The organism is Vibrio metschnikovii CIP 69.14, assembly GCF_000176155.1.
Taxonomy (GTDB): domain Bacteria; phylum Pseudomonadota; class Gammaproteobacteria; order Enterobacterales; family Vibrionaceae; genus Vibrio; species Vibrio metschnikovii.
On sequence record NZ_ACZO01000007.1, the window covers coordinates 474,359 to 493,119 of the forward strand.

An 18,761-nucleotide genomic window follows, 5' to 3' on the forward strand; every position below is an offset into this window, starting at 1 on the left:
GCATGGCATCCATGACCTTGAGTTTGACAGATCCGATTTGTGCTGTAGTAGACACTCGGAATTTATTCGATCATTTAGCCTGATACATCTTAACTAACCCTGTAAAAACATGGAGTGACCTAGCGTTTATTTCTTAACCTTAACTCAAAAAGATGCCGTATTATCGACAGAAACGGCACAGTGATGAGTGAACAACGCCAGTATCATCGCCGCCCAAAGGCGGCTACTCCGGTTTATTATTGGCTCGCTTTCGCGCGAATCTGGGTCAATTTAGTCGCAATACGATTAACATCGTCGCGGGCAAAAATCTCATCTAAGTTCATCGATAGCTTACGACGCCAGTTAGGATACTCATTTACGGTACCTGGAATATTGACGGGCTTATCCATTTCCAGCCAATCTTCTAACTGAACGCTGAGTAACGCGGAAGAACCCGCCGCAACGTGCAGTTGCAATGCTTCACTTAAGTAAGAGTCCATAGGAACTAACTGAGCATCACGTCCAATGCTTGCTGGTAAGTAACCGTGCCAATCAACCGAATTCAGTATGCCTTGCTTACATTTCAAACGATCCGTAAACAGCTCTTGCAGTTGCGCTTCATCAGGATACAAACCAATCTCGCGGCCCATTTTTAAGTCATCACAGTGCCAAAAACCACGTAACGTTGGCATATCATGAGTACATAATGCCGCCATCGATTGCTCTGCATAATGAGTCGGAGAAATAAACCCACCGTCTTCTTTTGACGTTTCAAAGAAAAAGACTTTGTAAGAGTGCACCCCTGCATCGCGCAGCAATGCGACGATTTCATCAGGAACGGTACCTAAATCTTCACCGATCACACTACACTGGTGACGGTGTGATTCGAGCGCCAAAATAGCCAACATATCTTTAACTGGATAGTAAATGTAAGCACCTTGAGTGGCATTTTCACCTTTCGGGATCCACCACAAACGCAATAAACCAAGCACATGATCAATCCGTAACGCACCACAATGTTTCATGTTGGCACGGAGCAACTTGATGTAAGCATCGTAAGCCGTGGCGTGTAAGGTTTGTGGATTAAGTGGCGGTAAGCCCCAATTTTGCCCCAAAGGACCTAGCACATCCGGTGGCGCGCCAATACTGGCATCCAAAACTAAGCTGCCGTTATCTGCCCACGTTTCAGCGCCAGAGTCAGCGACTCCCACGGCGAGATCGCGATATAAACCAACCGCCATGCCTTTTTCATCAGCTAATGCTTGTACTTCATTAATTTGTGTATCGGCGACCCATTGCAAATACATATAAAGATGAACACGCTCACGATGTTCTTCAATGTACTTTTGCACCGCCGCATTATCAAAGTGACGGTATTTTTCAGGGAAAACTGGCCACCCCCACACTTGGCTATCTTGTGCATGCAAATCCGTGTGCAGTGCATCGAACGCGGCTTGGTGAACAAGACTTTCGCCACCTTGCTCGACAAAAGCTAAGAAGGCACGCGCGCGATCGGTATTATTATCCAAATGGCGGCGCTTAAACTCATTAAACAGTAACGGCAAGACACTCATTTTAAGCTCTGCCACTTCGGTATAATTAACCCAGTGAGTTTCACGAACTTTTTGTAAACGTTGCTGAAAATCCTGACTACCGACTTGTTGCTGAGCTTCGGCACTGAGTGCAAACTCAGGTACCGAGCTAACATCGATATACAGGATATTTAGCCAGCGACGTGAAGAAGGGCTATAAGGGCTGGCCCCTTCAGGGTTAGCAGGAAATAGCGAATGAATCGGGTTTAAACCCACAAAATCACCGCCACGCGAAGCGATATCAGCCACTAGCTGCTTGAGATCGCCAAAATCGCCCATCCCCCAGTTGTGTTGGGTACGTAAGGTGTAGAGCTGAATGCTTGGTCCCCACAGTTTTTTACCTTGAACCAAAGCAGGTTGCTTAAAACACGCTCGCGGCGTGATGATCAGCGTCATCGTATACGGTGCTTTGCGCCGCTTACGAGTAACCAATAACGTATGATATCCCCACGCCAAACCGCTTGGCAACGCAAACACTAAAGGGCCACCCTCTGCACGTTCATCACGAACAATTTGTGATTGAAGATAGCCTTCAAGTACTTCTCCCTGCTCGGTTTCTATCCGCCAATTAAATTCACTTTCCCGAGCGCTGACACCTAGGTACAGTGGAACTTCAACCGCATCCCCTTCTGAGATCACCAACACAGGATCCAAGACATCTTTTTTATGTTTTTTCTGAGCTGACGCTAATAACGTTTGATCATTGGTTGTATCGTACCCCAAAGACGCCAAAAGACGACGAATAGTGTCGTCTGAAACGGTGGCCTCGTCTCCCCAAGCGCTGACATAGCTATCGGCAATTCTTGCCATCTCTGCGACTTGTTTTAATGCATTATGTTCTTTCATCGCTTTCTCCGAAGGGACTGCTTACCCCTCAAAAATCATGTAGGGTGTATAAGAAAAGAGTTATCCAGCCAAGGGTTTCCTTGGCCGGATAGTCGGTTAATTAGCGTTTAACCGCTTTTAATTTCCAAATGTTATTCACGTAATCTCGAATACTACGGTCTGAGCTGAATTTACCCACCAGCGCGGTATTCAAAATGGCTTTTTTCGCCCAGCCAGCTTGATCACGATATTGCTTGTCCATCGCTTCATGAGCTTGAATGTAAGAAGCAAAATCGGCCAGTACGAGGTAAGGGTCTCCGCCATCCAGTAAACTGTCATAAGTCGCGCGCAGCTGTCCCGGAGCACCTGGTGTAAACTCATCGCCCAGCAGTAAATCCATTGACGCTTTCAACAGTGGATCGGCTTGATAATAATCGTAAGGGTTGTAGCCGCGTGCTTTCAACGATTCAACGCCATCAACATCCAAACCAAAGATGTAGATATTCTCATCACCAACTTCTTCACGAATTTCTACGTTTGCGCCATCCATCGTACCGATGGTTAACGCACCATTCAGTGCCATTTTCATATTACCGGTACCTGATGCCTCTTTACCTGCGGTAGAGATTTGCTCAGACACATCGGCTGCCGGAATAATGATTTCCGCCATGCTGACACGATAATCAGGAATAAATACCACTTTAAGTTTGTGATTCACACGAGGATCGTTATTCACTTTCTCCGCAATCTTGTTCAGCGCATAAATAATTTCTTTAGCAAGGTGATAACCCGGCGCCGCTTTCGCAGCAAAGAACACCACGCGTGGCTGCATATCAAATTTTGGATCGTTCAATAAGCGATGATAGAGCGAAAGAATGTGCAACATATTCAGATGCTGACGTTTGTATTCGTGTAAACGTTTGATCTGGACATCAAAGATAGCGTTGGTATCAAGCTCAATACCCATATTGTCGCTTACCCAGTCAGCCAAACGTTGTTTATTGGCTTTCTTAACGGCCATAAACTGCTTTTGAAACGCTTTATCATCAGCATACTTGGCAATCTCTTTAAGCTGTTCTAAATCCGCAGGCCATTGGTCACCAATCTTCTCGGTGATCAATGCGGTTAATCCTGGGTTACAGAATTTTAACCAGCGGCGAGGGGTCACCCCATTTGTCACGTTTTGGATCTTACCAGGGTAAAGCTCAACGAATTCGGGAAACAGATCCCGTTGCACTAACGCAGAGTGTAAGGCAGCAACACCATTGACGGCATACGACCCGACAACACACAAGTTAGCCATACGCACCATGCGGTGGAAACCTTCTTGAATGATCGATAATTTTTGCTGTTTGGTTACATCACCAGGCCATTTAGCACGAACGTCTTGTAAGAAGCGATGGTTGATCTCGTAAATGATCTCCATATGACGAGGTAACAAGCGTTGGATTAACGATTCACTCCACGTTTCTAAGGCTTCTGGTAATAACGTATGGTTAGTGTAAGCAAACGTTTTTGAACTGATTTCCCACGCCGCTTCCCAAGTCAAATCATGCTCATCAATGAAAATGCGCATTAATTCAGGAATGGCGATGGTTGGATGGGTATCATTTAACTGAATGGTTTCATATTTTGGTAAGTCTTGTAGCGAGAAACCAGCCGCTTGATGACGACGCAAAATATCACGCACTGAAGCCGCACTGTGGAAATATTGCTGCATCAAACGTAGCGTTTTGCCTTTTTCGTGGTTGTCATTAGGATAAAGTACTTTGGTGATATTACCCGCATCAATCAGCGCGTGCTGCGCTTCAAAATAGTTACCATTATTAAAGCTCTCTAATGAGAACGGTGCAATGGCACGACATTCCCAAAGACGCAACGGGTAAACGGTTTCACTCTGGTAGCCCACAATAGGCAGATCCCACGGCATCGCTTGTACCAACATGCCCGGTACCCAGCGGCGCTTCTCTTTACCTTGATCGTGGTAGACTTCGACATGACCATAAAAGCCAATTTCTTGTTTAATGTCAGGACGAGCGACTTCCCATGGATAGCCTTCAATTCCACACCAAGCATCCGGCGCTTCTTTTTGATGTCCATCCTCAAACGATTGTTTAAACAAACCGTACTCATAATGCAAACCATAGCCGACGGTTGGATACTCTTGCGCAGCACACGAGTCCATAAAACAAGCGGCTAAACGACCTAAACCGCCATTACCTAATGACGGATCGCGTTCTTCTTCTAGTAAATCCGTCAGGTTCTGTCCAAGTTCACTCATTGCTTGGCCAACCTGCTCATACAAGCCCATGCTGATCAGGTTATTGCCTGTTAGTCGCCCAATTAAGAATTCAAGTGAAAGGTAGTTAACACTTTTCGCGTTAACAATTCGTGGGTCTTGCTCTGTTTCAAGTAGATCAAACGTGGTCAATTCCGCTAGCGCTTGACCCATTGCTAAATACCATACTCGGCTAGAAGCATGTTCAATCGTCGTCGCATAGGTCGCGGTAAGGTGGCGTTTCACGTTTGCTTGAAATAATGCTTTATCAAAAGTTTTCTGTTGCGTAGGTTTCATTGAGAAATCTCACTTTTCGGTTTTAATCCATCTGTGGTCTATCGTGCATTGCCTCTTTCCGCAAAACATCCTCCCACTGAAATGGCAAATTAGGATGAGAAGCAAGGGCGTAGATGCAGCGATAGCCTCGTAGAGGTGATCTGTCTCTCATCGATCAAACAGAGAAACAAACGATGAGTGATAACGATCACAGCAACGCGTTTAGTGAGCATAGTGGTCTCTTTTTACAAAACCCGGACAGCTAGATAAACATTTACTCAAAATGCAACAATGATCACATGACATTATTTTCTGTTGCTTAATTTGCAGCGTATCTCGTGTGCAAGAGATAAATATCAGGGTTATTCACCTCACCAATAAGTGACAAGCATCACATAATAGGGGCGTAGTTAGTGAAGAACTGTGAATTTGGCAAGAAAGTCGTCTGGGATCAATAACAGTCTGCGGCAAGTTCCAGTAACATCCCTGTCATTAACGATGACGGGACAAATATCATGTGGATTCCATCGAAATTAACTCGCCCAGGACGGCTACACAACGCTATTGTCCGTCCGCGCGTTTTAGAACTCCTGCAAAAGGCCCCTTGTTATAAGTTGGTCCTTTTCCGCTCTCCAGCGGGTTATGGCAAAACCACCATGGCCGCTCAATGGCTTGCCGATAAACCGAATGTCGGCTGGTACAGTATTGATGAAAGTGATAATGATCCTTTTCGCTTCATGAATTACTTACTGCAAGCGATGAATAAAGCGACTCAACAAAGCTGCCCTAATGCGCAAAAATTGGCAGAACGACGCCAATTTTCATCGCCCCACTCACTGTTTAGCGAAGTTTTTGCTGAGATTTCTCAGTTTGATCAAGAATGCTTTGTCGTGTTGGATGATTATCATCTGATCAGTGATGATGAGATTCACGAAGCGATGCGCTTTTTCCTGAAACATATGCCAGATAATCTCACCCTAGTCGTCACCAGCCGCATGACACCGCCGCTGGGCACAGCGAATCTGCGTGTACGTGATTTAATGATAGAGATAGGTAATGAGTTGCTGGCGTTTGATACCGAAGAGACCACGCGTTTTTTCAACCAGCGTGTCGTGGAAGGTATTGATGACGTCACCGCCCTCAACCTGCGTAATTATGTTGAAGGTTGGCCTTCAGCATTACAACTTATCGCCTTACAAGCACAACATCAAAAGCGCACCTTAGCCCAGTCGGTTGAATCGGTCGCTCATTTTAACCATGCCCATTTATGGGATTACTTAGTTGAAGAAGTGTTTGATTTACTGGATAAAGAAACACGCCACTTTCTGATGCAGTGCTCGGTATTGGATCACTTTAACGACAGCTTAGTCAGCGCCTTAACACAACGAGACGATGCCCTAAGTATGATTGAATCACTCAATCGGTATGGTCTGTTTATCTATCCATTAGAAGGTGATCACAACTGGTATCGCTTTCATAATTTATTTGCTGAATTTCTTGCCCATCAACGCATGGCACGGATCCCTCAGCAAGAGCAAGAATTACATCGCTCCGCCGCGCGCGCCTGGCTTGAAGCCTCTACCCCACATCAAGCTTTACGTCATGCTAACTTAGCGCAGGATACCGATCTTTTAGCGAGTATTTTGACTCAACATGGTTGGAAAATGTTCAACCAAGGTGAGCTTAATGTCCTTGAGTCGGCAATTAATCTCCTCGCGCCACAACAGCTTTATAAAGAACCCAAACTCTGTTTACTGCAAGCTTGGTTGGCACAAAGCCAACATCGCTACGATACCGTAGGCGCGATGCTTGAACAGGCAGAAAAAGAGATGCAAGCGCTGAACGTCGAACTCAGTAGTAAACAGCAAGGTGAGTTTAATGCGCTATTGGCTCAAGTCGCGATCAACAAAAATGAGCCCGAGAAAGCCTTAACCCTCGCTGAACTGGCATTAAGCCAATTAGACAGCACCGTGTATCGAAGCCGCATTGTTGCCACATCGGTTGTTGGAGAAGTGAACCACGTTCTTGGTCACCTCAGTCGTGCGCTATCAATGATGCAACAAACCGAAAAACTGGCACGGCAATATCAAGTCTACCATCAAGCGCTCTGGGCCTTATTGCAACAGAGCGAAATCTTAATTGCTCAGGGCTACGTGCAAGCGGCTTTCGAAGTGCAAGATAACGCCTTCAAGCTGGTGGAGGAGCAGCATTTACACCAAGTTCCCTTACATGAGTTTTTACTGCGTATTCGCGCCCAAATTCTCTGGTGTTGGAATCGTTTAGATGAAGCAGAAGAGTGTGCCCACAAGGGGTTAGAAGTGCTTGGTCAACATTCACCGAGTCAACATTTACACAGTTATTCAATGTTGGCACGTATCGCGGTTGGCCGTGGAGAACTGGATAAAGCCGGGCGTTATATCGAGCAAGTCCATCACCTGATCAAACAATCACAGTATCATGTCGACTGGACGGCGAACGCCTCATTATCGTTATTATTGTATTGGCAAGCTCGTGGGGATAAAACCGCGATAGAACATTGGTTGACCACTACCCATCGACCAGAAAAAGCTTATAACCATTTTTTCCAACTGCAATGGCGCAATATTGCTCGCGCACAAATTTGCCTCGAACAGTATCCGGAAGCGAAACAAACCTTAGCATTTTTACAACAGCAAGCGAGTGAGTACCAACTACTGACCGACTTAAATCGCAACTTAATTGTTGAAGCCACGCTCGCCGCGCTCGGCAATGATGATGAACTCGCTCGTGATAAGCTCAAAGAGGCTCTACGCCTCACCAATCAAACGGGCATGGTGGGTAATTTCCTGATCGATGGACAAAAAATTGGCCATTTACTGGAAAAAATGGTTCACCGCGGAGAATTAGGGGATTTAGAGCGCCATCGCGCCCAGCTATTGATTAAGGAGATATCAACCTCTCAGCGCAGTCGCTCCATTCATTTTGATGAAGAATTTGTCGAAAAGCTGATTAACCATCCCAATATCCCTGAGCTGGTTAGAACCAGTCCGCTCACTCAACGTGAGTGGCAAGTGCTTGGGTTAATTTATTCAGGCTTTAGTAATGAGCAGATTGCTCAAGAGCTTGATGTGGCAGGGACGACCATCAAAACGCATATTCGTAACCTGTATCAAAAACTGAATATCGCCAACCGTAAAGAAGCGATGCATACCGCAGAAAACTTATTACAGTTAATGGGATATTAAAATATCTCGAACCTCGGCCTACTGATTGGATTATAACAAGTAGGCCGACCGTCGATTAAAATGGTTTAGGCGCAAAACCAGTCATCACTTCGACCCGTAAGGCTTTACCAATTTTGGTGGTAGGATGAACAATAACCAGCCCTTTAACGGATTTTTTCAGTTTCCCTAAATCGGCCTGCTCTTCTTTAGTCAACTCACGATAAAACGGCATATCCGCCAGCATTTTGCGCTCTTTGTTTAGCTCATACTCTGCTTTGTTCTTCAAACTATTAATTTGTTTGGTCAACTGATCAACTTCATCCGTAAACTTACTCACCATAGCGCTATCACCGCGAGTCTTGGCCGATTCTAACTTATGAGAACAAGTATCAAGGCGGCTGTGTAATTTTTGCAGATCGTTTTTTAAACTCATGGGGCTTAAGGCTCTTACCGATAAATGGGCACGGATTATAGCATAGGAGAGGCAGAGTGTTGAAATACAAAAACATCGATTCTTGCTCTTGGATTTCTCTCACCATATAGCGCTGTGAACATCAGATGACCACAAAGTCCAGCTTCTTGAGCAAGTGATATCGAGTCACCGCTCTTTGATAACCATAAAAATGTGACATAAAACCGATTAATCTTTCATTCATCGTTTAATAACTGCACTAGTATTATGGTAATAGTCTGCATCGTTGATAATGCTATCGATAAAATAAAAATATCATTCTCACACCACGAGATGATCAAGCAGGCAAACGGTATCAGTTGGTTTGAACTTAATAATCATGAAAGATGGAAAACACCATGAATATAACCATACGCCAGCGTCTCTACATTTTGTCGATTGTGCCTTTATTACTGATCGCCCTGAGTATGATCTACTCAACCTTCGCAGAAACGCGCAGTTTGACTCAAGAGCAGATGAATAACACTCGCCTTGCGATGATGGAGATGAAAAAAACCGAGCTGAAATCTTATTTGGAGATTTCGCGTACCGCAATCGAGCCATTACTGCGTCGTCAAGCGCCTTTAGAAGAGGCACTGACGATTTTGCGAGAGATTCGCTTTGGACTTGATGGTTATATTTTTGGTTATGACAGTAAAGGGACTCGCCTTCTCCTTGGTCAGAGTAAAGCGGGACTAGGCGATAACTTTATCAATATGACCGATGCCCAAGGTAACTTTTTAATCCGAGATATCATTAATAACGCGAGGAAAGATGAATTTTCCATCTACTATTTTCCAAAGCCCGGGGAATCCATTCCTTTACCTAAACTCAGCTACTCGATTTATATTCCTCAATGGGATTTAACCATAGGTACTGGGTTTTATACCGATGATGTCGATGCAGAAATTGCTGCCATGGAAAAACGAGCTCAGCAACAACTGACTCAAAGCCTTTGGACATTAACGACGATTGCCACTGTTATTGTCATTATTGTCGGAGTCATGGCGCTGTTCTTAAACCGCAGCATTATGCGCCCACTGGATATGCTGGATGACTCGATTCGCTCTTTTGCCAGTGGCGATGCCGATCTCACCGCTCGGATGGAAAGCTTCACCATTCCAGAGTTTGCCCGCCTAAGCAGTAATTTCAATGCTTTTGTGGCCAGCCTGCAAGGGATCATCCAACGCGTCCATCAACTTGGACAACAAGTGGTTGCAGAAACCGATACCATGACGCAACGCGCTGCTCAAGTAGATATTATTGCTACAGGGCAGCGCGAAGAGACCGAGCAAGTCGCCACCGCGATGACAGAAATGACAACGACCGCTCAAGAGATCTCGAATAATGCTAATCAAGCAGCCAATTCGGCCAAACAAGCGGAAGATAATGCTCAAGAAGCGCATAAAATTGTTGAATCTGCGGCTCGTTCGGTAGAAGCCTTAGCCAAAGAGGTCGCCGAAGCCAGTACCGTGATTTCTAAACTCGAAGGCGATGTCAAAAATATTTCCAGCTCTTTAGTGGTTATTCAAGATATTGCTGAACAAACCAATTTACTGGCATTGAACGCCGCGATTGAAGCCGCACGAGCTGGCGATCAAGGCAGAGGCTTTGCGGTGGTCGCCGATGAAGTACGCAAATTGGCCAGCCGTACCCAAGACAGTACGGAAGACATCCATAACATGATTCAGCAGTTAAAGTCTGCTTCAGACAACGCCGTGAAAGCGATGGACTCCAGTCAACACCGCAGCACATCGACGGTCAAAGAAGCCAGCGAAGCAGCAAAAGCGCTGGAAAGCATTCAGCAATCGATCGGTGTGATCATGGATATGAACTCATTAATTGCCACCGCGACTGAAGAACAAAGTATTGTTGGCCAAGAAATATCCGAACGGATTGTGGTCATTTCTGACCAAAGTAGTCAGTCTGCCGATCTGGCTAATGAAAACAAAGCCAGTAGCCAAGATCTTAATGGCCGTGCGCATGAGCTGTATAACTTGGTCGGGCGCTTTAAAGTTTAAGGTGTTTACAGTGTAAATTACTGACTCTGATCATCACTGAGTCACTGGCCATCACCGATAACCAAACGGCTGAGCGTTGCAGATAAGCAGCCGCCCTAATCACTTCGTTTGTCGAAGTGATTAGGGCTAGAAACCTCCGTTAAGACGGCTCCAATTAAGAGTAAAAGTCGTCTATTAATAATAAAATTATTATCACAGCGTCGAGTAGATAATGGAACGATAAATATACCCAAACAACTTGGAGTTGCAGGTAGACGGCAAGTTAGTGAGTCCCCATGAGCATAGACAGGCTATGGGGGTGAACGAACATAGCCAACCCCCCTGCTGCTTCAACTAGGAAGGGTATAGCGAATAACATGTTTACTCTCTGAACCTCAGAGGTGACTGATTTCGAACAATGGCTCAATAGATACCCGATAGACAGGGAAAATCATCCAATGAAAACGCTTTGGGAGTGATAGTGTGCAACATTCCGTACTCATCGTTGAAGACAGTCGAGCTTATCGAAATTACTTAACTGCCCTTCTTTCAAAACTAGAAGTAGATCTGATGATTGCCGATGACTACCAATCGGCACGTCGTTTACTCGATGCTCCAGAGTCGACCAATATACTCTGTGCGGTATTAGATTACTGTTTACCCGATGCGCAAGATGGAGAAATCGTCGATCTGCTGATTGAAAAAAACATCCCTAGCATTGTTCTCACTGCTCATGTAAATGAAGACATTCGTCAACGACTCGTCAACAAAGGGATACTCGATTACATCCTTAAAGACAGCGTTGCATCTGTCGCGTATTTAGCGCCACTCATTGATCGCTTGATTAACAACTTAACCCATACCGCTTTAGTGGTTGATGATTCGGTGATGGTACGGCGTCATATGTGTCAATTATTACAGCGTTGTTATATTCATTGTTTAGAAGCCGAGAATGGTCAACAAGGCTTAGAAATACTGAAACAGCATCCACAAATCACGCTCGTGATTGTCGATCATGATATGCCGATTAAAAATGGCGTCACCATGATCCAAGAAACTCTAGCCTTGTACCCACGCCATAAATTTATGCTGCTTGGGGTTTCGGCAAGTAATGATCGCTCTATTACCTCACAATTTCTTAAAGCCGGAGCAAATGATTTTCTGCATAAACCCTTTAATCAAGATGAGTTCTATTGTCGGGTGAATAATTTATTAAATTTAAAGGATTCTAACGATCGGATGTTCTATCTGGCCAATAAAGATGTGTTAACTGGATTGTGGAATCGACGCTTCTTTTTTGACCATATTTATACAACGAAAAACCTGATCAGTATTGCGATGCTAGACCTGGATCATTTTAAAAAAGTGAATGACTTATACGGTCATGCCATGGGAGATCAAGTCCTACAATCTGTTGCTCAATGTATGCAAGACATTTTTAATCATGAAGATAACGAACTGGTAGCACGTTTTGGTGGTGAAGAATTTTGTCTCTATTCTAAACAAGCGTTTCCGATAGTCATTGAGAAGCTCGAACAACTCATCAAGCAGGTCGCGAGTTTATCCTTTAGCCATAATCAACACACCTTCTCAGTCACGATCAGTGTTGGGCTATTTTGTGGCTATCAAGATATTTCCACCTTGGTGAATCGAGCAGATGACATGTTGTATGAAGCCAAGCGACGAGGAAGAAATCAATTGATCTACAAGCCGCCTCACTTAACAACCTAAGAGAGTCACGGTGACAATCAAGCATGGTCAAGGTTAACGTTAAGATAACCTTCTCAGCTTATGGTTTAAAAACAAGTTAAATCCATAAGCTAAACATTAAAGAAATAAAGCTCTTTCTTCTCTGCACTCATATTCACCCATTTCAAAGGCACGACAAACCCAAGGGCGCAATTCATAGATAGTACACATAAAAGTTTCACGATCGAGCGCCGAGCACCATCCGTCATCCAAACGACGCATCGTTTCTCCGCCCCATCGATCAACCGCGACGTGCTGCTTAGGAACCCCTGTGTCACTAATGAGCATGACTTCTAATCGGCAGCAACAAGCCTGACAAGTGGAACAGGTAATTGGCGAAGATCGATCAGGATTGAGTTCGGTATGGATAGGAATTGATTTAGTCATAAAGGTCAATAATAAAGGCGATGAGCGCATCATACGCCAACTCGGTCAAGATAGCGAAAACCCTCTATCTGTTTTAGGATAAAACGTTAAGACTCAGCCTAACGTCTGTAGAATGGACAGAACGTGATTACCATGGCAAGCGCTCTCCGTTATAAGCCAAAAACTGTCCTGTTTGCTGCAAATTCGCTTGAATGATTAACTCAACCAGATGCTGTGCAGCCTGCTCTGGCGTTAATAACTTATCGGCGGGTACGTTGGCTTGAAAAGGCTTAGACAGCGGCGTATCGGTGGTCCCTGGATGTAGCGCCAAGACGACACCTCGTTTAATCGTGCGCTGCCACTCAATAGAGAGGGTTTTCAGCAGCATATTCAGTGCGGCTTTAGAGGCCCGATAGCTGTACCATCCGCCAAGACGGTTATCACTAATACTGCCCACTTTGGCAGAAATAGTCACAAACTTAGCAGCATCACTGGCTTTCATCAGCGGCGAAAAATACTTGGCCAATAACAGCGTAGGCAAGGTGTTAATGGTAATATTTTGCATAAAAAAATCACTATTCAATGCTTGCAAATTCTTCTCTGGACCCTGATCTTGAGCATGCAGCATACCTACCGCGTTAATTAACCAATCCAGTGTCGAAAAACGCTGACTGAATAAAGCAACGTCAGATTCTTGAGTGACATCCAACTGAGACCAAGTGACACGTTGAGAGGTGAAATCGGGGCATTGGCGATGATAAGTCGCATGAATATTCGCTTCAGGCAAGGCCAATAATAACTGCTTTACGATGGCTAAACCGATGCCACCATTTGCGCCAACCACCAAAATATCCATTATAACTCCTCCAGGTGACTCACGTAGTATTCTGCCGTCTGTAAGATATCCGCTCGCTGCTGATCCGTCATGTTGTCCCATGAACGATACAACATTCCAATACGGGGATTGACTGCTAAACGATCACGCTGCTGATGCATAAATCGCCAATAAAGGCTATTGAATGGACAGGAAGCTTTACCACTGCGGGCTTTATTATCATAGAAACAGGTCTTACAATAATCGCTCATTTTATTAATATAAGAACCGCTAGCCGCATACGGTTTAGTCCCGACGATGCCACCATCGGCAAATAAAGCCATTCCTCGTGTATTTGGCATCTCAACCCACTCAATGGCATCGACGTAAACACCTAAATACCAAGCATCGACTTCATCGGGATTGATTCCAGTTAATAAGCAGAAGTTTCCCGTCACCATCAGACGCTGAATGTGGTGTGCATAAGCAAAATCGAGTGATTGACCGATCGCTCGCTGCATACAATGCATTTTTGTTTTTGCCGTCCAAAAATAGCTAGGTAAGCGGGAGGTGGCCTGAAGTGCATTGAGCTGAGCATAGTGCGGCATGTTGGCCCAATAGATGCCACGTATGTACTCACGCCAGCCTAGGATTTGGCGAACAAAGCCTTCCACTTGGGCAAGATCGATCTGGCTCTCACGCTGATAAGCCGCAACCGCTGCATCAATCACTTCTTTAGGATGTAAGAGCTTACTGTTAAGAGCAAAGGACAATCGGCTATGATAAAGACTCCATTGCGCAGGATGTAAGTGGGTCATTGCATCTTGAAATTGGCCAAAGCGTGGTAAACACACTTGGCAAAAATGAGCAAGCAATGTCAAACTCTGCGCGCGGTTGATTGGCCAAAATAAATCCCCCTTTAGGTGCCCTATCGTTTGTACTCCATGTCGATTTAGGCGTTCAAGAACGTCCGATGGGGCATTTTTGAACAGCAAAGGTTCCGGTAACTGAGCAATATCTTGTGCTTTTAATTTATTGCGGTTACTGGCATCAAAATTCCATTGACCAGCAAGCGGTTTGCCATCTTCGATTAAAACCGTAAAACGTTGTCGCATCCGCCGATAAAAATGCTCCATCATTTTATGCTTCCCTTTGGGGAAATTTTGTTCAATCTCTTCAAACGGCAGCAAAAAGTGCTCGCTATCCACACAACCAATAACCGTATTAGCTAAACGCAAGTTTGCGAGCTGTGCGAGTAAACGGTACTCATCAGGACGCTGATACTCGAAACTCATGGCTCCAGTCTGTTGTACGTAGTGAGCGATTAATTGTGGTAGATCACTAAAATTCTGTGTCTCATCGAGGGTCAGATAAAGTACTTGATGACCTTCTTCCTGTCTCGCTTGAGCAAATTCTTGCATCGCTAAAAAAAACGCGACGACTTTTTGGATGTGATGAGTCACATAGCCCGTTTCTTGATGAAGTTCAGCAATAATGTACAGCACATCATCATCAGCTTTCTTAAACCAAGAGTGTTGAGCATTAAGCTGATCGCCTAATACTAATCGAACCGTTTTGAAATTCATGCCGTGATCAGATCCTTGATTCAGAGATGGATAGGGTTAGCTAAACCTTTACGCGAATACAGAGAATAAGAGCATTCACTGCTGTTGGATTAACCTTTTTATGATTAAAAATCGTCGTCACATCAGAATGTTACTGAATAGTTAACTATATTTTCGTTCATTTATTACTCACTTTAGTAAACAAACACTACTATCTATAGGTTGGTTAATAATAATAAATGAGGCTTATGTTATGTATTGGAAAACGCTATCAATTCGTCGCAGAATTAACTGGGTTCTATCCGTCATACTGGTGACTTGTACATTGATTGCCATGGGGCAACAGGCAATCCGCACATCAAATGATCAATTGAATGAGCTTAAGTCGCACACTCTGCCGAGTCAATTACGCGGACTCGCTTTTGAAATCAGTAATCAGCTACAACCGGCGATCACAGGATCGAATTTTCTTGCTCATCATTCAGGTTTGCTGGATTGGAGCGCGGAACAAAAATCCATTGCTAATCCCGCCGTAGCTCATCAGGCATTAGAAAATGCGATGACTCGACTCGGAGCAGACAATGCTTTTGCCGTCTTAGATAGCGCAGAAGGAAAATATATTTTTACTTATGATGGTCAGCATCGAGCCACTCGCCTTGCCGATTACCCCTTTAAAGATTTCTATCCCAACTTTCTCGGCAAAAACAAACCCATTGAATTGAACATGAACCAAGATCAAGTAGGTGGGCAATACGTTATTTTTATTAATTATCGCAGTACACAAGTCAATCCTCGAACCAATCAACCTTATGTGGTCGCCGGGTTAGGCTTCAACGTTAGTAGCTTGGTCAGTATGATCGAAAGCTTTAGGATAGGCTCTAATGGGCGAGCCATGCTGGCATCGAGCGACGGAAAAATCCAAGTCGCTCCCAAAGATTCTGTGTTAGCGAATCATACCAGCGGGCAACTGCAACAAGCCATTAGTGCGGGTAAAACCGCTCCCATTATTACTGAACTTACCGTCAACCAAGACGCTTATTTAATTGGATCTTATTGGTTAGCAGATTTAGACCGTTTTGTGGTTGTTGAAATACCCAAATCTCAAATTACCTCACCAATCATGGCTCAATTTATTCAATCGCTCCTGTTTACATTAATTTTTATCGCCGTTGCCTTAGTGATCATGCACTTTGTCGTTACGGCGTTAACTAAACCGATTCAACAACTAAGCAGTGAGATTGATCATATTGCCCAGCATCTTGATTTAAACCACAAAGTGAATATTTTTGATGGTGCAGAGGTAGCGAATTTATCGCAGAAAATTAACCTCTTTATTGAGCGGTTCAGAGATTCATTAAGTTCTGTTAATCAAACTGTAGCGGAATCGCAAGTGGCATTTTTACAATTGAAACATAACGCTAAAGAAACCAATCAAGCCACCGAGGAACAGCGTAGTGCTTTAGGAACCATTTCTCAGGCCAGTCAACATATTACCGAACGAACCGAAGAAGCGACACGACTCGCTAGCCATGCAGGCGAGCTTTCCGCGCAAGGCAATAGCTCATTACAAAATGCCCTCTCTGCGATGCACAGCAGCCTTACCCATATAGAACAACTCGGTTCGAATATGGCAACCAGCCAGCAGAGTCTGCAACAGCTTAACAACCATATTGAAAATATTCTTCGCGTTCTCGAAGTGATTAGCTCTATTTCCGAGCAAACCAACTTGTTAGCGTTAAACGCGGCGATAGAAGCCGCAAGGGCTGGAGAACATGGTCGAGGATTTGCGGTCGTTGCTGATGAAGTGCGTTCGCTTTCCCAACGCACTAGTGAGTCTACCACCGAGATCCAAGACATCATCAATAAGCTTCGATCGGCGTCGAATTCAGTGACCACACAAATTGAAGTCGTGCATGAAAATAGCCAACACAGTTTGACCACTCATCATCAAGCAGTAAAAGATGTGCAAGCATTAAACACCACTCTACAAGCGCTCTTTTCAATGAACCAACAAATCGCTCAAGGTGCTGAAGAGCAAAGTGCAGCGGTAGTAGAAATTAATCAAAGCATAGAAAATTTAAATGAACAAAGTAGCCGCACCGAACAACTGACTCAACAAGGTGAGCATTCGGTGATCGGCGTAGAAAAACAGATGACTCATTTAGCCGCTAAAATTAATCAGTTTAAGGGAATATAACCGGTTGATTCTTGCCGAAGCTCACTCGCTACGTCTTGCGATAAAGAGACGTAGCGAGTTGTTTCTCTTCCTAGAAAATGATCTACATCGGTGTGTAACCTCGTAGCATCATGTCGTAAATCGGTTTAATCACAGATTCTTTTACCTTCCAAGCAAAGCGACTGCTTTTTAGAGGGTCAACGACTTGAAACGGTAGCGCTGTCATTGGTTGGAGAGTGAAGTCAAACTCCCACAGCATTGCATGACCCACATCTAAGATCATCGGACATGACGTGTAACCATCCCATTTCGCCATTAATGGTTTATCTTTTATTAGTGCCGTTAAGTTTTGTGTCACTACCGGAATTTGCGTTTTAACAGACGCCGCCGTCTTACCGATTGGCGTTCCTACATTATCTCCCAAGCCAAAAATATTGCTGTAACGCTTATGCTGCATCGTATATTGATCGACCTCTAGGTAGCCCTTAAATTGCTCGTTATCTGCCAATGGCGATTCTCTGATGGTTTTTATGGCCGTCATAGGCGGAGCAACATGAATAAAATCCCAATCAACGGTGTATGTCGATTGGTCCGCTAATTGGAATGTGGCCAGTTTTCTACTCGTATCGACTGAGGTTAAGGTATGCTGAAAATGTGATTCAATGCTGCGTTGCTGCCAAATCTCACGTATCCGCTGGTCAAATACTTTAACTGAGAAAAGGAAATTCTCTGCCGTAAAATAGTCAAAAACAAATTTATCTCGATGACCGGATTGGGCAACAAAGTATTCCACCAAGTTGGTCGCTTTCATTGGCGCTCCAGCACATTTCATCGCCCCCTGCGGTCGAGTAAAGACGGCTTTACCACCTTGGCTATGGGCAAATGCTTGAGCTTGTTGATGACTAGCGATTCCGGCCTGCGGGCTGTAATAAATACTCGTTATCCCGTTTTGGCCAATTTCTTGCGGATCAAACCCGTCAATTAAGTCATAACGAAGTTCAACACCCGTCGCGACAATCAAATAGTCGTAGTTCACTAACAGACCATTTTCAGTCACCACTTGATTTCGCTCAGGCCGATACTCAATCACGGAATCTTCAACCCAACGCACACTAGCATCAATAAAACGTTCATTGGGACTAATCACATCACTGACTTGTGTATAAGCACCGGCAAGTAATAACGTTTGGCCCGGCTGATACCAATGGAAACCACGTGGTTCTATCACGGTGATCGTTGCGCCGTCCAAATAATGTCCCAATTGATTGGCAATACCAATACCGGCCGCTCCCCCCCCAACAATGACAATGTTAGCTTGAGTTTTGGTTTTATTTATCTGCCGATAACCTACCCCTACCGCGCCTACCGCGCCAACCCCAACGCCTGCTTTAAGAAACGTCCTTCGTGAAATAGCCATAGTGACTCCTAGGGTGTTCTCGCTTGACAATAATTTCTTTTATCGTCTAGCGAAATCATCGATCATGATT

General features: G+C 44.5%; 11 protein-coding genes. 4 read left to right on the plus strand and 7 right to left on the minus strand.

The features are described from left to right. Positions 1–236: 236 nt before the first annotated feature. A complete protein-coding gene (malQ, locus tag VIB_RS13810) occupies positions 237–2,417 on the minus strand; it encodes a 4-alpha-glucanotransferase (RefSeq protein ID WP_004396823.1) in 2,181 nt (726 codons plus the stop codon). A gap of 100 nt (positions 2,418–2,517) precedes the next feature. After that, positions 2,518–4,971: a glycogen/starch/alpha-glucan phosphorylase gene (locus tag VIB_RS13815; protein WP_040905190.1), complete on the minus strand. Its 2,454-nt coding sequence runs from the start codon at positions 4,969–4,971 to the stop codon at positions 2,518–2,520. 494 nt (positions 4,972–5,465) lie between these two features. Between VIB_RS13815 and malT the strand changes: the two genes are divergently transcribed. Next, entirely contained in the window at positions 5,466–8,174 is a 2,709-nt protein-coding gene (gene malT / locus VIB_RS13820; RefSeq protein WP_004396825.1) for an HTH-type transcriptional regulator MalT, read from the plus strand. Between the two features lie 55 nt (positions 8,175–8,229). Here malT and VIB_RS13825 read toward each other — a convergent pair whose 3' ends face one another. Beyond that, entirely contained in the window at positions 8,230–8,586 is a 357-nt protein-coding gene (locus VIB_RS13825; RefSeq protein WP_004396826.1) for a YibL family ribosome-associated protein, read from the minus strand. Positions 8,587–8,963: 377 nt separating this feature from the next. On the opposite strand from VIB_RS13825, the gene VIB_RS13830 reads away from it, so the two are divergent. Both VIB_RS13830 and VIB_RS13835 read left to right on the plus strand, forming a co-directional pair. Beyond that, a complete protein-coding gene (locus VIB_RS13830) occupies positions 8,964–10,625 on the plus strand; it encodes a methyl-accepting chemotaxis protein (protein ID WP_040905210.1) in 1,662 nt (553 codons plus the stop codon). Between the two features lie 462 nt (positions 10,626–11,087). Next, a complete protein-coding gene (locus tag VIB_RS13835; protein ID WP_004396828.1) occupies positions 11,088–12,335 on the plus strand; it encodes a GGDEF domain-containing response regulator in 1,248 nt (415 codons plus the stop codon). A 96-nt stretch (positions 12,336–12,431) separates the two neighbouring features. Here VIB_RS13835 and VIB_RS13840 read toward each other — a convergent pair whose 3' ends face one another. The 3 genes from VIB_RS13840 to VIB_RS13850 form a co-directional block, all read right to left on the minus strand. Beyond that, the gene (locus VIB_RS13840; RefSeq protein WP_050782766.1) at positions 12,432–12,740 is read right to left on the minus strand and encodes a YkgJ family cysteine cluster protein; all 309 of its coding nucleotides are present in this window, start codon (positions 12,738–12,740) and stop codon (positions 12,432–12,434) included. Positions 12,741–12,867: 127 nt separating this feature from the next. Next, positions 12,868–13,575 (minus strand): SDR family oxidoreductase, encoded by a 708-nt coding sequence (locus VIB_RS13845; protein ID WP_004396829.1) that lies wholly within the window; start codon positions 13,573–13,575, stop codon positions 12,868–12,870. Further along, positions 13,575–15,119, minus strand: a complete 1,545-nt coding sequence (locus VIB_RS13850) for a cryptochrome/photolyase family protein (RefSeq protein ID WP_004396830.1) — start codon at positions 15,117–15,119, stop codon at positions 13,575–13,577. The genes VIB_RS13845 and VIB_RS13850 overlap by 1 nt, the downstream gene beginning before the upstream one ends. A 232-nt stretch (positions 15,120–15,351) precedes the next feature. Here VIB_RS13850 and VIB_RS13855 point away from each other — a divergent pair, with 232 nt between their 5' ends. Further along, the gene (locus VIB_RS13855; RefSeq protein ID WP_004396831.1) at positions 15,352–17,295 is read left to right on the plus strand and encodes a methyl-accepting chemotaxis protein; all 1,944 of its coding nucleotides are present in this window, start codon (positions 15,352–15,354) and stop codon (positions 17,293–17,295) included. 82 nt (positions 17,296–17,377) lie between these two features. Here VIB_RS13855 and VIB_RS13860 read toward each other — a convergent pair whose 3' ends face one another. Then, positions 17,378–18,691: an FAD-dependent oxidoreductase gene (locus VIB_RS13860; protein WP_004396832.1), complete on the minus strand. Its 1,314-nt coding sequence runs from the start codon at positions 18,689–18,691 to the stop codon at positions 17,378–17,380. Positions 18,692–18,761 lie beyond the last annotated feature (70 nt).

Excerpts from the sequence above, each read along its gene's own strand:
- VIB_RS13845 (WP_004396829.1), bottom strand. The coding sequence starts at position 13,575 with ATGGATATTTTGGTGGTTGGCGCAAATGGTGGCATCGGTTTAGCCATC.
- malT (WP_004396825.1), top strand. The coding sequence starts at position 5,466 with ATGTGGATTCCATCGAAATTAACTCGCCCAGGACGGCTACACAACGCT.
- VIB_RS13860 (WP_004396832.1), bottom strand. The coding sequence starts at position 18,691 with ATGGCTATTTCACGAAGGACGTTTCTTAAAGCAGGCGTTGGGGTTGGC.
- VIB_RS13825 (WP_004396826.1), bottom strand. The coding sequence starts at position 8,586 with ATGAGTTTAAAAAACGATCTGCAAAAATTACACAGCCGCCTTGATACT.
- malQ (WP_004396823.1), bottom strand. The coding sequence starts at position 2,417 with ATGAAAGAACATAATGCATTAAAACAAGTCGCAGAGATGGCAAGAATT.
- VIB_RS13840 (WP_050782766.1), bottom strand. The coding sequence starts at position 12,740 with ATGACTAAATCAATTCCTATCCATACCGAACTCAATCCTGATCGATCT.
- VIB_RS13855 (WP_004396831.1), top strand. The coding sequence starts at position 15,352 with ATGTATTGGAAAACGCTATCAATTCGTCGCAGAATTAACTGGGTTCTA.
- VIB_RS13830 (WP_040905210.1), top strand. The coding sequence starts at position 8,964 with ATGAATATAACCATACGCCAGCGTCTCTACATTTTGTCGATTGTGCCT.
- VIB_RS13815 (WP_040905190.1), bottom strand. The coding sequence starts at position 4,971 with ATGAAACCTACGCAACAGAAAACTTTTGATAAAGCATTATTTCAAGCA.
- VIB_RS13850 (WP_004396830.1), bottom strand. The coding sequence starts at position 15,119 with ATGAATTTCAAAACGGTTCGATTAGTATTAGGCGATCAGCTTAATGCT.